11 protein-coding genes and 1 pseudogene are annotated in these 14,882 nt (G+C 28.2%); 10 read left to right on the top strand and 2 right to left on the bottom strand.

Annotated features, from left to right (window positions below):
* Positions 1 to 40: 40 nt before the first annotated feature.
* From mutL to GFJ41_RS05825, 8 genes and pseudogenes are all read left to right on the top strand, one after another.
* Positions 41 to 2,086: pseudogene (gene mutL, locus GFJ41_RS05860) on the top strand (DNA mismatch repair endonuclease MutL).
* A gap of 16 nt (positions 2,087 to 2,102) precedes the next feature.
* Entirely contained in the window at positions 2,103 to 3,044 is a 942-nt protein-coding gene (miaA, locus tag GFJ41_RS05855; protein WP_021431111.1) for a tRNA (adenosine(37)-N6)-dimethylallyltransferase MiaA, read from the top strand.
* 57 nt (positions 3,045 to 3,101) lie between these two features.
* The gene (gene hfq, locus GFJ41_RS05850; protein ID WP_021433361.1) at positions 3,102 to 3,401 is read left to right on the top strand and encodes an RNA chaperone Hfq; all 300 of its coding nucleotides are present in this window, start codon (positions 3,102 to 3,104) and stop codon (positions 3,399 to 3,401) included.
* A 208-nt stretch (positions 3,402 to 3,609) separates the two neighbouring features.
* The gene (cdr, locus tag GFJ41_RS05845) at positions 3,610 to 6,099 is read left to right on the top strand and encodes a CoA-disulfide reductase (RefSeq protein WP_170074852.1); all 2,490 of its coding nucleotides are present in this window, start codon (positions 3,610 to 3,612) and stop codon (positions 6,097 to 6,099) included.
* Positions 6,100 to 6,249: 150 nt separating this feature from the next.
* Positions 6,250 to 7,287 (top strand): AAA family ATPase, encoded by a 1,038-nt coding sequence (locus tag GFJ41_RS05840; RefSeq protein WP_035118467.1) that lies wholly within the window; start codon positions 6,250 to 6,252, stop codon positions 7,285 to 7,287.
* Positions 7,287 to 8,057 (top strand): DUF3226 domain-containing protein, encoded by a 771-nt coding sequence (locus tag GFJ41_RS05835; RefSeq protein ID WP_035118469.1) that lies wholly within the window; start codon positions 7,287 to 7,289, stop codon positions 8,055 to 8,057. Before GFJ41_RS05840 ends, GFJ41_RS05835 begins: the two co-directional genes overlap by 1 nt.
* A 164-nt stretch (positions 8,058 to 8,221) precedes the next feature.
* Positions 8,222 to 9,037, top strand: coding sequence for an Mrp/NBP35 family ATP-binding protein (locus tag GFJ41_RS05830; protein ID WP_035118470.1), 816 nt, complete (start codon positions 8,222 to 8,224; stop codon positions 9,035 to 9,037).
* Positions 9,038 to 9,279: 242 nt separating this feature from the next.
* Positions 9,280 to 10,854, top strand: a complete 1,575-nt coding sequence (locus tag GFJ41_RS05825; protein ID WP_035118471.1) for an AbgT family transporter — start codon at positions 9,280 to 9,282, stop codon at positions 10,852 to 10,854.
* A 43-nt stretch (positions 10,855 to 10,897) separates the two neighbouring features.
* Here the strand turns inward: GFJ41_RS05825 and GFJ41_RS05820 are convergent, their stop codons facing one another.
* On the bottom strand, positions 10,898 to 11,680 hold the full coding sequence (locus tag GFJ41_RS05820; protein ID WP_035118473.1) for a PucR family transcriptional regulator: 783 nt from the start codon (positions 11,678 to 11,680) through the stop codon (positions 10,898 to 10,900).
* A gap of 57 nt (positions 11,681 to 11,737) precedes the next feature.
* Positions 11,738 to 12,043, bottom strand: a complete 306-nt coding sequence (locus tag GFJ41_RS05815; protein ID WP_021431102.1) for a PucR family transcriptional regulator ligand-binding domain-containing protein — start codon at positions 12,041 to 12,043, stop codon at positions 11,738 to 11,740.
* Between the two features lie 173 nt (positions 12,044 to 12,216).
* Between GFJ41_RS05815 and GFJ41_RS05810 the strand changes: the two genes are divergently transcribed.
* Both GFJ41_RS05810 and grdH read left to right on the top strand, forming a co-directional pair.
* Positions 12,217 to 13,542, top strand: coding sequence for a glycine/sarcosine/betaine reductase component B subunit (locus GFJ41_RS05810; protein ID WP_170074851.1), 1,326 nt, complete (start codon positions 12,217 to 12,219; stop codon positions 13,540 to 13,542).
* A gap of 17 nt (positions 13,543 to 13,559) precedes the next feature.
* The gene (gene grdH, locus GFJ41_RS05805) at positions 13,560 to 14,867 is read left to right on the top strand and encodes a betaine reductase selenoprotein B (RefSeq protein WP_081949304.1); all 1,308 of its coding nucleotides are present in this window, start codon (positions 13,560 to 13,562) and stop codon (positions 14,865 to 14,867) included.
* Positions 14,868 to 14,882: the final 15 nt, after the last annotated feature.

The raw sequence follows: 14,882 nt of genomic DNA, 5'->3' as shown, positions 1-14,882 counted from the left end.
AAAAATATATAAATTTTTATCTATGAAATGAGGTGAATATATGGCTCGAATTAATATATTAGATGAAGTTACTATAAATCAACTACAAGCTGGTGAGGTTGTAGAGAGACCATCTTCTGTAGTTAAAGAACTGGTTGAAAACTCGATAGATGCTCAAAGTTCTAAAATTATAGTTGAAATAGAAGATGGTGGCAAAAAATTAATTAGAATAACTGATAATGGAAATGGAATTGAATCTAGCGAAGTTGAAAAAAGTTTTTTAAGACATGCAACTAGTAAGATAAAACAAATAGATGATTTATATGATCTATACTCTTTAGGATTTAGAGGAGAAGCTTTAGCATCTATTGCATCAGTTGCTAAAATTGAAATGATTACAAAGCATAAAGATGAGCCAGTAGGAACTAAAATTACAGTAGAAGGCGGAAAAATTATATCAAAGGAACCAATAGGAACTAATAATGGAACGACGATTATAGCTAGAGATTTATTTTTTAACACTCCTGTTAGACAAAAGTTTTTGAAATCAACGCATGCAGAAACTATAAATATTAGTGATTTAATAAACAAGCTAGTTATAGGTAATCCTAAGGTTAGTATTAAATATATAAATAATAAAAAAACTATGTTAAATTCCCCTGGGGATGGTAAGCTTATAAACACTATAAGAAGTATTTATGGAAAAGATATAACTGAAAATTTAATAGAGTTAAATCATGAAAGTCAGTTTTTTAAGGTAAGTGGATATATCGGAAGCAATAATGTTTATAGAGCTAATAAAAACCTTCAACATATATATATAAATAAACGTTATGTTAAAAGCAAGATTATACTAGATGCTATAAGTGAAGGTTATAAATCTTTAATACCTATAAATAAACATGCAGTTTGTTTTCTAAATATAGAAATAAATCCATCTAAAATAGATGTAAACATACATCCTACAAAATTAGAGTTGAAGTTTGAAAATGAACAACAAATATATGTAGAACTTAAAGAGTATATAAGAACGTCATTAATTAGGTCTAACTTGATAGGAAAATATGAAACTTATGATAATGTTGAAAAGAGAGATTTAAAAAAGGTTAATAATTTGGATAATAGTTTGACTCATAATAAAAATCAAATTAGCTCAGAAAATATAAATCAAGGGATATTAAATAACTTAGAAAAAGAATATAAAAGTCAGACATATACATTTGAAGAGTTAGACGAAAGAAAAGAATTGGAAAAGATTATTAATACTAAAAATTTAAATAATAAAATAAACAAAAGCGATAAAGATGAAATTGTATTAATAGATGAGACAATAGATTTGAATAAAGTTTATAGTTTTAATGATTTAGTAGAATTAGAAAAAAAAGAAGAAAATAAAAGTTTAAAAAGTAATGAAGATGATACTTTAAAGAACAAGTCTACAATTAGTGAAAGTTTAATAAAAGAATCTGAAAGTGTATATACAGAAAAAAATGAACAAGTAGAGTTTAACAATAGTGATAAAAATAAATTTTCATTAAATGAATATACAGTTATAGGTACTATATTTAAAACATATATAATACTTCAAAAAGGAAGTCATATGTACTTGCTAGACCAACATGCAGCACATGAAAGAGTACTATTTGAAAAATATATGGATAAATTTTATAATATGGATATTAACATGCAAATGTTATTAGATCCAATTGTTTTAGAATTAGCAACGACAGATATGCTACAAGTTGAAAATAATATAGATTTATTTATGAAATTTGGTTTTGAAATAGAGATATTTGGCAAAAATCATATAATGATAAGATGTGTACCTACTATATTTGGAACACCGGAATCTGAAAAATTTGTTTTAGATATAATTGATAACATAGATGAAATAAAAAATAATTATGAGTTAAAAGGTGAAAAATTCGCATCGATGGCTTGTAAAGCAGCTATAAAAGCTAATGATAGTATATATGATGAAGAAATAAACAGTTTATTAAATCAAATTGAAATGTGTAAAAACCCTTTTACATGACCTCATGGCAGACCGATATTTGTAGAAATATCAAAAACTGAGATTGAAAAAATGTTTAAACGAATTATGTAAGAAAGAAGGGGAGCAGATGAAAAAGATACCTTTAGTCATACTGACAGGGCCAACTGCAGTTGGAAAAACAAACTTATCAATACAATTAGCTAAAAAAATGAATATGGAAATAATATCAGCAGATTCTATGCAAATATATAAATATATGGATGTGGGAAGTGCAAAAGTTACAGAAGATGAGATGAATGGAGTAAAACATTATTTAATAGATGAGGTTACTCCGGACTATAGTTTTTCTGTATCTGAATTTCAAGAAAGAGCTAATGATTATATAAATCAAATTGTAAAAAAAGGAAAATTACCCCTTGTAACTGGTGGGACAGGCCTTTATTTAAATTCTCTTATATATAATATGGATTTTGCAAAGTCAGATGCAGACAATGAGTTAAGAGAAATGTTAAGAGTAGAGCTTGAAGAAAATGGAATCGACTACATGTATGAAAAGTTAAAGTCTCTTGATGAAGAAGCTGCAAATAGAATTCATAAAAATAACACAAAAAGAGTTATAAGAGCCATTGAAGTTTGTATGAGTGGCAAAAAAATGAGTGACTTTAGCAATGATTTAAAATTAAATGAAAAGTATGAACCAATAATAATAGTTTTAAATAGAGATAGAGAACATCTATATAGAAGAATTAACAAACGAGTTGATATAATGATAAGTCAAGGTCTTGAGGATGAAGTTAAAACTCTTTTAAATATGGGGTACTCAAGTGATCTAGTATCTATGCAAGGAATAGGATACAAAGAAATAATTAAATATCTAAATAATGAATACACTTATGAAGAAGCCATAGAAATAATAAAAAGAGATTCAAGAAGGTATGCTAAAAGACAATTAACATGGTTTAGGAGATATGAAAATGCTAAGTGGTTTGATTTAGATAACTACAATGATGAAAAAATACTTTTAGACGATGTAATTAGTTATATTGAAAAAAAGGTAAATGTTGTGTAATATAGAATATAATATATATAATAAATTTGATAAATCATTTTGGAGGGTATTAATCTAATGAAAAATACAGTATTAAACTTACAGGACTTATTCTTAAATAATGCAAGAAAAGAAAGAATACCTGTAACAATATTTTTAATGAATGGAGTTCAAGTTAAGGGGCACGTTAAGGGATTTGATAGCTACATAGTATTATTAGAAGGAGAAAACAAGCAGCAAAATCTTATATATAAGCATGCAGTATCTACTATAATACCAGGAAAACAAATAAACTTTAACAATAATAACAACCAAGGATATAACAATAACAATAATAATAATCAAGGATACAATAAAAATTATCAAGAAAACAAATAATTGAATATAAAATAAAAAAAGACTTGAGAGTATTTAAAGCTCTCAAGTCTTTTTTTATCTGATTTTATATGTGATAAAGTCACAGAACTATACTCCTATTTTAAATATAATAAAATTATAAATTATAAAATTATAAAAACTAAAGTTATTACTTTAACAAAATGTAATATATAGATTGGTGAATATAAAATAAAAAGGAGATTTTAATATGTCTAAAAAAGTTATAGTAGTAGGTGGAGTTGCAGGTGGGGCATCAACAGCTGCAAGACTTAGAAGATTAGAGGAAGATTTTGAAATAATTATGTTTGAAAAAGGTGAATATATATCTTTTGCAAACTGTGGACTTCCATATTATATAGGCGAGGTTATAACAGAAAGAGAAAAGCTTATAGTTCAAACTGTTGAAGCTATGAGTGATAAATTTAATATGGATATAAGAAATTTAAGTGAAGTTATTGAAATAGATAAAGAAAATAAAAAAGTAACTGTTAAAAATCATAAAATAGGAGAAACATATGATGAAAGTTATGATGTATTGGTTTTATCCCCAGGGGCAAGTCCGATAAAACCTCCTATAAATGGAATAAATGATTGTAATAATTTATTTACATTAAGAAATATACCTGATACAGATAAAATAAAGGCTTATGTAGATAAAGATAGCACTAAAAATGCTGTTGTAATAGGTGGCGGATTTATTGGTATAGAAATGGCTGAAAACTTGGTTGAAAGAGGTATAGATGTAACTCTAGTTGAAGCTAGTTCTCAAGTTATGGCTCCTCTTGATGTAGAAATGGTAAGCACTATACACGAACATTTAATAGATAATGGTGTTAATTTAATTTTAGATGATGGAGTAAAAGAGTTTAAAAACAATGGTAAAATAGTAGCGTTAAACAGTGGCAAAGAAATAGAAACAGATTTAATAATTTTATCTATAGGAGTTAGACCTGAAACATCAATAGCTAAAGATGCAGGATTAAAACTAAATGAAAGAGGCGCTATAGTTGTTGATGAATATATGAAAACTTCAGATGAGAATATATATGCATTAGGTGATGCTGTAGAAATTCTAGACTTTGTAAACAAAAAACCTACAATGATACCATTAGCGTGGCCAGCTAACAGACAGGGAAGATTAGTTGCTGACAATATATGTGGGAAAAACATTAAATATAAAGGAACATTAGGATCATCTGTAGCAAAGATATTTGATTATACAGTAGCTACAACTGGAAATAATGAAAAAATATTGAAGAGACTAGGAATGGATTATGAAGTTGTGCATATTCATCCAAACTCAAGTGCTGGATACTATCCAGGGGCATTTCCTATAGCTTATAAAATGATATTTGATAAAAAGACAGGAAAAATATATGGAGCTCAAGGTGTAGGCATCGAAGGTGTAGAAAAACGCATAGATATCTTAGCTACTGCAATAAAGGCTAATTTAACTGTATTTGACTTACAAGATGTAGAACCATGTTATGCACCGCCATATAACTCAGCTAAAGACCCTGTTAATATGCTAGGATATTATGCATCAAATATCATAGAAGGAGATATAAAAACTATACAGTATCATGAGGTTGAAGAAGTTTTAGATAGAGGCGATATAGTTTTAGATGTAAGAGATGAGTTTGAATTAGCAACAGGTATGATTGAAGGTTCTATCAATATACCTCTTGGATCATTAAGGAAAAGAATGGATGAAATACCAAAGGATAAAAATATTTATGTTACTTGTCAAGTTGGATTAAGAGGTTATATTGCTTGTAGAATATTAACACAAAGGGGATATAAATGTTTTAATATAGATGGTGGAATTAAGACTTACTCGTCTATAAAAAGAGCTAAAAAAGCTGTTAAAAATCAAAATAATAATGTTGAATTTAATGAAAATAATCAGTTAATAAATGCAGAGGTTGCAGTTATGAATGAGAATATAAAAGCAAATATTAAATTAGATGCTTGTGGACTTCAATGCCCAGGGCCGATTAGAAGAGTTTTTGAAGAAGTTTCAAAAATGGAAAGCGGAGATATAATAGAAGTAAAAGCAAGTGATGTTGCTTTTAGTAAAGATATAAAAGCATGGTGTGAAACAACAGGAAACTCATTATTAAAAGCTGAGTTTAATAAAGATAAAAAAGCTTATGTAGCATATATACAAAAAGGAGAAAATCCTGTTAATGCAAAAGCTTCATGCTCTTTAACTAATCAAGTTGGAAAAGATGGGGCAACAATGGTAGTATTTAGTGGAGATTTGGATAAGGCTATAGCATCATTTATAATAGCTACAGGTGCAGCATCAATGGGTAAAGAAGTTACCATGTTTTTCACATTCTGGGGACTTAATGTATTAAAGAGAAAAGAAAAAGTAAAAGTTCAAAAAGATACTATGGAAAAAATGTTTGATATGATGTTACCAAGCAACACAAATAAACTTCCTTTATCAAAGATGAACATGGGCGGAATGGGTCCAAAAATGATAAATGAAATAATGAAAAAGCATAATGTTGATGATATCGATACATTAATAAATAATGCTATAAATATGGGTGTTAAACTGGTTGCTTGTTCTATGAGTATGGATTTAATGGGAATTAAGAAAGAGGAACTTATAGATGGCGTAGATTTAGGTGGAGTTGCAGCATACTTAGGAGCAGCTGAAGATTCTGGATTAAACTTATTTATATAATTTAATAATAATAAAAAGGGAGTGATTTAAATTGCTCCCTTTAATTTTGTTATTTAATATTTAAAACTTAGAAACTATGTATTTAAGTTATATTAAGTAATGTAAATTTATATAATTTATTAGATTATATAAAAAGAGAGATGTGGTTAAATGAATTATTTAAGTTACTTAAATATTAAGAATTTCAGAGGCGTAAAAGACTTAGAATTAGAAGATTTGCTTACAATAAATATAATTGTTGGTGATAACAACAGTGGGAAAACTTCTATTTTAGAAGCTATATCACTGTTAGAGAATCCAGATAGTGTAAGAAATATGTTAGTCAATGCAGCTAAAAGAGATAGTAATAATGTATCTAAATTTGAACTCTTTTTAGAGATGTTTCCTAAAGGTCAAAATGAAAATAGGAGTATACATATTGATTCAATTATAAATCAATGTGAACATGAATTTAAAATACAAGGAAACTTAAGTGATATAATTGATTTCAATGATATGGAAAGGAACTTTGAAAGTAAGGTTTTTGAAGGGGTAGTAAGTCTTAAGCAGAATAACCAACAATTAGTTAATAAAGAAATATATATTCAAGAAAATAAACAATTAAGATTTAGTGGAAGTTATAGGACTATAAAAATGGTATACATAACACCCTATGACCATTTTAGAGAAAATTCATTAAATACAACTATAGAAATTATAAAAGATGGAGACAAAGATAAGATAATTGAATTACTTAGAAAGTTTGATGAAAATATAATAGGGTTTGAAGTTTTACCAAATGAGTACATGAATACGTCAGCCATATATGTAAATCACAAAAAGTTTAAACTAATGCCATTATCTAGCTTTGGAGATGGAGTAAAAAAAGTAATAACATTAGCATCAGCTATAATTAGTTCAAAAGGTGGTATATTACTGATAGACGAAATAGAGACGGCTATATACAAAGATATGATAAAAGAAGTTTTTGATTGGTTTGTAAAAGCATGTATAGAATATAAAGTTCAGCTTATTTGTACTACTCATAGTTTAGAAGTCATTGATTCAATGATTGATGGAATAGAAAATAAGATAGATGATTTAGCTTGTTTTAGAATAGAATCTATAAATGATTATGCGTACACAACTAGATTTTCAGGTAGTAAACTAAAAGATATAAGAACTATATTAGGTCAGGATGTGAGATGATGAAAAATATTTTATTTTTCGTAGAAGGAGTTCATGATGCTAACTGTGTAGCTAAGATTCTAGATCTGAATGGTTTTAAAGAAATTAGAAGTATAGATAATCTACCCGAAATATGGAAAAGAAAAATACCCAGAACATACCCTTTTGTTAAAGATAGAATTGAAAGATATGTACCGATACCATCATATTTTACAAATCAGAAAGTTATAATTGTAATTATTTGTACAAATGGAGAAGGAAGGCTTATAAAAGAAATTGATTTATATATTAGTAATATGAGTAAATCTGAGTTAAACCAGATAAAGAGTATATGTGCAATTTTTGATGCAGACCAAAAGATAGCTAAAGAAACATTTAATGAAAAATTTAAAGATAAGAAAAAAGACATGATTATATGTAAACAAGATTTTTTAGATGAAGAAATAAATATAAAAGGAGAAAAAATTAATTTATATAATTATTTCTTTCCTGACAATGAAAGTAAAGGAACTTTAGAGAATTTATTACTAGATGGTGCGGGTATAGTTTATAAGGATCTTATAGAACAAGTCAATGATTATATTAAAAATATAGATGAAAGGCATAAATATAATTGGAGCATTTCTAGTGAAAATAAAGTAAGGGTAGGCTGTATAGCTAATGTTTTTCAGCCAGGAAGTGCAAATCAAAGTTCAATAAGACGTGATGATTGGATAAGTGAAGAAAGTATTAAATATAGTGAAGATATTAGAAAGTTTTATGAATTTATTGTGAATATAATAAATTTTTAAAATATAATAATTTTTTTTATTTATGATTTATTATTTTTATGTGGGGTATATATTAATTGAGAATAGTTTGATTTATAATTAAATTAAGATCTTTAATGTGTATGATTTTATACATATTTTATTATAATTAATAAAGTAGACAAAAGAAAAGAGAGGTAACGTAAATGGGAAATTGTAATTCATGTCCATCTAAAGGAAATTGTAATAAGCAGGAAACTTGTACAATAGAAAATAATCCTAATAATAAAATAAAAAATATAATAGGCGTAATGAGTGGAAAAGGTGGAGTTGGAAAATCTACTGTAACAGCTCTTATTGCAAAAAAATTAAATAAAATGGGATATAAAGTTGGTATATTAGATGCGGATATAACAGGTCCAAGTATTCCAAGACTTATGGGAGTTCAAGATGAAAGAGCAACTTCACCAAATGGAAAAGATATAAACCCTGTAGTAACTAAAGATAACATAAAGACAATGTCAATAAACTTTATGGTTGGAGAAGAAAACCAAGCTATAGTATGGAAGGGACCTATAATTAGCAATACAGTAAAACAGTTTTATAAAGATGTAATGTGGGAAGAACTAGATTATTTATTAATAGATATGCCTCCAGGAACAGGAGATGTTCCACTTACAGTAATGCAAAATATACCTTTAAATGGAGTTGTGATGGTTTCAGTTCCTCAAGATATGATATCTATGATAGTGGCAAAAGCTGTAAATATGGCCAAAATGCTTAATATAAAAGTATTAGGTGTTGTTGAAAATATGAGCTATATTCAATGTCCAGATTGTGATAAAAAAATAAAGTTATTTGATGGAGAAGAAACAGAAGAATTCCTAAAAGAAATGAACTTAAAACTGTTAGGAGAACTTCCAATGACTAAAGAGATTGTTAATATAACTCACAATGGTGTTGATAATATAAGTAATGAATTAAATGAGATATTGAGTGGAATAGTAGAAAACATTAAGTAGAATAGTAGCATAATAAAAAAGCAACCTTATTTCGAGGTTGCTTTTTTATTATGTCATTTAAAATTATATTTTAATTTAAATGTTTAGAACTTTAAAAAATGTATAAAAATGAGAAAATTTGCATTAAAAAAATAAAATATTTGAAAAATAAAGAATATTTGAATAGTTATATTGTTTTTAATATAACGATATGCTACCATTATAAAAAAGAATGATACATATAAAAATAAAGGGGGCGTAATATGAGTAAATCAGCAGTTAAAGAAAAAAAGAGTTTTTTGATGAAATCTCTAGATGGGATAGAGTACATAGGTAATAAATTACCACATCCAGTTACTTTATTTGCAATACTTTGTGTTGCAATCGCTATTATATCTGCAATAGCAGCTAGTATGGGGTTAAGTGTAACAGCCGAACTTATAAATAGAGAAACAATGGAAGTAGAAAAACAAACTATAACAGCAGTTAGTTTATTAAATGGTGAAGGTTTTAAATATATGCTAGAAAATGCAGTAACAAACTTCACTTCATTTGCACCACTTGGAGTTGTTTTAGTTGGAATGTTAGGAATAGGACTAGCTGAAAGCTCAGGATATATAGGAACATTACTTAAAAAAATAGTTAGTGTAACACCATCAAAATTAATAGTTCCAACTGTAGTTTTCTTAGGAATAATGTCAAATATGGCATCCGATGCAGGATATGTTATATTAATTCCACTTGGAGCTTTAGTCTTTATGGCTTATGGAAGACATCCATTAGCAGGAATAGCAGCAGCATTTGCAGGAGTTTCAGGAGGATTTAGTGCAAATTTAATAATTGGAACAATAGATCCGATGCTAGCAGGAATAACAAATGAGGCAGCACATATAATTGATCCTACAGTTAGTATAAGTGCTACTGCGAACTATTTCTTTATGGTAGCATCTACATTTTTAATAACGATATTAGGAACTATAATAACTACAAAAATTATAGAACCTAAACTAGGTAAATATGATTCTAAAATGGCAAAAGATTCAGTTGGAATGTCAAGAGCTAGTGATTTGCAAACTATAAAGCCTGAAGAAGCTAAAGCAATGAAAGTTGCAAACTTTACTTTATTATTTATGGTAATTGGGTTAGTTATTCTTGTTGCAATGCCTAATTCATTTTTAAGAAACTTAGACAAAGCAAGTTTCCTAGATTCTATAGTTGATCACTCAACTCTAATGAATGGTCTAATACCAATAATAGCATTATTGTTCTTTGTGCCATCAGTGGTTTACGGTAAAATTGCTAAAACTGTAAAAAATGAAAAAGAGGTTGCAGCACATATGAGTAAAGCCATGAGCTCAATGGGTGGATATTTATGTTTAGCATTCGTTGCAGCTCAATTTATAAAATACTTTGAATATACAAATTTAGGAACTATAATTGCTGTAAGAGGAGCAGAGTTCTTACAGTCTATAAATATAGGTTCAATACCACTACTTGTTGGATTTATAATAATAACAGGGTTTATAAATCTGTTTATGGGATCTGCATCAGCGAAGTGGGCTATAATGGCTCCTGTGTTTATACCAATGTTTTTAAAACTTGGAATAGGTGCAGATGTAGTTCAAACTGCATATAGAATAGCGGATAGTTCTACAAATATAATATCTCCGCTTATGAGTTACTTTGCGATGGTTATAGTATTTATGCAAGCTTATAAGAAAGATACTGGAATTGGTACTGTTATATCATTGATGTTACCTTATTCTATGACATTCTTAATAGCTTGGACATTACTGTTTGTAGTATGGATGAGTTTAGGGATACCGGTAGGATTTTAAATTAAATAAAAAAAGCTGTTTCATAAATGAAACAGCTCTTTTTTTATATATTATATATCTTATGAAGTTTCACACCTATTGAAATTTTTTCATAAAACTCAATATTTGATTTATCTAGATTTAATATTGATTTAACTTTTAAAATTCTGTATCGAATTGTATTTTCATGCTGAAATAATTCACTAGAAACTTTTTTATAATCGCCATCATGGTTGACGAAGCTTATTAGAGTTTCTAAAAGGAAGGATTTATTTGCTTTATCATAGTCTAAAATAGGTTTCATTATATTGGAATATAGTTCTTTAGCCTCCTCTAAGTCTTTACAGCACATAAGCAATGAATATATACCTAGTGAATTATATTTAATTATTTTTTCGTTAGATATTGAGTAAGAACTAGAAGAAATTAATGCTTGATTTATTGCATTTTTACAGGATGTTATAGGTATGTAATTATCGCTAATTCCTATTATAGAATCATTAATATTATATTTTATATGATTAATATAAAAATCTAACATTTTGTTTAACTCAGATTTGGATATGCTATTGTAAGTTATTAATAGCAATAAACCATTCTTAAATGGTAAACATGTAGTTGCCTTATTTTTTGATAACAAATCTATTAAATTTTTATTCCAGCTATCATTTATATTTTCTGAATAACAGTATATGGCAGTTACATATTTTAAAAAAGAATAATTTATAGATTTTAATGTATTGTGGATATCGCTATTAGATAAATTGCTTTCTAGTAGTGAAGATATTCTCATTTCTAGTATAATGTTTTTTTGTTTTTCTAATATAAGTGACATAATTTCATTCATTACATCACCATAGGAAGTAGTATAGTCTATAGTAACTATAGGAAAATTAATATCATTTCAAACTTCTATTAGTTTTTGTGTAAAACTGTTTAAATATTCATTTGTTATACAAAAACAAGCACATCCACATGAATCTATAAATTTTAACGCATATAAAGCATAATCTTCATCATCTTTAAATGGGAAAAAATTACTTATAAAAAAATCACCTTCTTTCAAGACTAATTTATCCCTATTAACTTCTATAGGACAATCAAAAACAGATACTCTATTGATAATTCTATCTAAACCTTTATGGCCAGCTATTACCTTGCTATCTTTAAAAATATCGAGCTTTAACGCATCTCTAACTGATATACCCATTGAAATACCCCCAATACTATATTTAATAATATTTTAACAGAAGTTTTTAAATATTTGTTAAATTTGTGAAAAATACAAAAAATTCAAATGTATTATTATAAATTTTACAAACTAAGATTGTTAAAAATATATTACCATTTAATCAAAGTAATAAATCAGAAGGGGGAATAATTGTGAAATTGGAAATAGGTAACTTTTATGTAAAAAGTATAGAATTTAGCAATAAGACAAGTTATGAAAATGGGATCTTAAGATTAAATAAAGAGGAACTCTTAAATTTTATTAAAGAAGACGAAAGAATAACAGATGCGGATTTACATATTGTAAACCCTGGAGAAATGATAAGATTATGTCCTGTAAAAGAAGCAATAGAACCTAGAGTTAAAGTAGATAATAGAGCATTATTCCCAGGTTTTACAGGCGATTTAGAAAATTGTGGTCATGGCAAAACACATGCTTTAAAAGATTGTAGTGTACTAGTTGTAGGAAAACATTGGGGAGGATTTCAAGATGGATTAATAGATATGGGAGGAGAAGGTGCAAAGTATACTTACTTCTCTAAAATTAAAAATATAGTATTAGTTGCTGATACAAATGAAGATTTTGAAAAAAATGAACAGCAAAAGAAAAATGATGCTTTAAGAGTTGCAGGTCATAAGTTAGCTGAATATATAGCAAAGTGTGTACAAGAATTAGAGCCTGAAGAAGTAGAAGTTTATGAACTTGAGGGAATTACAAAAAGAAGTGAAAAAGTTAATGGACTTCCTAGTGTAGTATTTGTTATGCAATTACAATCTCAAATGGAAGAAGATGGATATAATGATTTGACTTATGGATGGAACACAAATCACTTGGTGCCAACATTAATGCATCCGAATGAAATATTAGATGGAGCTGTAGTATCAGGAAGCTTTATGCCATGTTCATCAAAATGGTCCACTTATGATATACAAAATGCACCCGTAATAAAAAGATTATATAAAGAACATGGAAAAAGCTTGAACTTTTTAGGTGTTATATTATCTAACTTAAATGTATCATTAGAGCAAAAGGAACGATCTGCTATATATGTAGCGCAAATTGCTAAGACATTAGGCGCAGATGGAGCAATAGTTGCAGAAGAAGGATATGGAAATCCAGACGCTGATTTTGTAGGTTGTATAGTTGCACTAGAAGATGTTGGAGTAAAAGTAGTTGGACTTACGAATGAATGCACGGGAAGAGATGGAAACTCACAACCTTTAGTTACATTAGATGAAAAGCTAGATGCAATAGTATCTTGTGGAAATGTTTCTGAACTTATCGATTTACCTCCGATGGAAAAAGTTATAGGAGAGTTAGAGTCATTATCAAGAGATGGATTGTCAGGAGGATGGAGTGATGATGAAATACTAGGTCCTTCAGTAAGAGAGGATGGATCGATTATAATGGAAAACAATGCTATGTTCTGTGGAGATCAAGTGTTAGGCTGGTCAACTAAAACAATGAAGGAATTCTAAAAATAGGGGGTAAAAATATGAAAAAGGCTATAGTATACCTAAATCAATTTTTCGGGCAAATAGGAGGAGAAGACAAAGCTGATTTTAAACCACAAATAAAAGAAGGGGTTATAGGGCCTTCAATTCAGATGGAGAAACTATTAGAAGATACTACTGTTACTCATACTATAATATGTGGGGATAACTTTATGGGATCAAATACAGATGAAGCAGTAGCAGTTATAATTGAATTTTTAAAAGATAAAGACTTTGATATATTCATAGCTGGACCAGCATTTCAAGCAGGAAGATATGGAGTTGCATGTGGACAAATATGTAAAGCGGTAAAAGAGAAACTAAATAAACCTGTAGTTACTTCAATGCATGAAGAAAATCCAGGGGTTGATATGTTTAAAAAATATATGTACATTTTAAAGGGCGGAAATAGTGCTGGTAAAATGAGACATGATTTAGCTAATATGGCAAAGATATCTAACAAAATATTAAGAAATGAAACTATATTAGATTCACAAACAGAAGGTTATTTCGGAAGAGGAAATAGACATCAAGTTTGGATTGAAGATGAAAAAATGGCAGCTGATAGAGCTGTTGAAATGATTATAAAGAAATTAAATAATGAAAGTTATGAAACAGAGCTACCTATACCTAAAATAGATAAAGTAGCAATAGCTCCAGCTATTAAAGAATTAAGTAAAGCAACAATAGCATTAGTAAATACGGGTGGAATAGTGCCTGTTGATAATCCAGATAAAATACAATCAGCATCAGCTACTAGATGGGGAAGATATGATATATCAAGCACTGATGATTTGAAAAGTGGCGTTTATAAAACAATACATGCAGGATTTGATCCAGCTGTAGCTGATGATGATCCAGATGTAATAACACCTATAGATGCTCTTAAAACTTATGAAAAGGAAGGCGTAATAGGTAAATTGCATGAATACTTTTATTCAACAGTTGGGACTGGGACTACTCAAGCAGAAGCTGCAAAGATGGCAAATGAAATAATTCCTTATCTACAAGAAGCTAAAGTTGATGCTATCATAATGGTTTCTACATGAGGTACTTGCACTCGTTGTGGAGCAACGATGGTAAAAGAATTTGAAAAAGTAGGTTTTCCAATTGTCCAAATGTGCAATTTAATACCTGTTGCAAAAACTGTAGGATCTAATAGAATAGTACCTACAATATCAATACCATACCCTCTTGGAGATCCTTCAAAATCTAAAGCTGAACAATTTAAAATAAGATATAAGATGGTAGGGACAGCATTAAAAGCGTTAACTACAGATATAGAAGAACAAACTGTATTTAAAAATTAATATTTATCAATGTAA

It is taken from the genome of Paraclostridium dentum (assembly GCF_012922555.1).
GTDB classification, from domain to species: Bacteria; Bacillota; Clostridia; order Peptostreptococcales; family Peptostreptococcaceae; genus Paraclostridium; species Paraclostridium dentum.
This window is presented reverse-complemented; position numbering and strand designations above follow the sequence as displayed.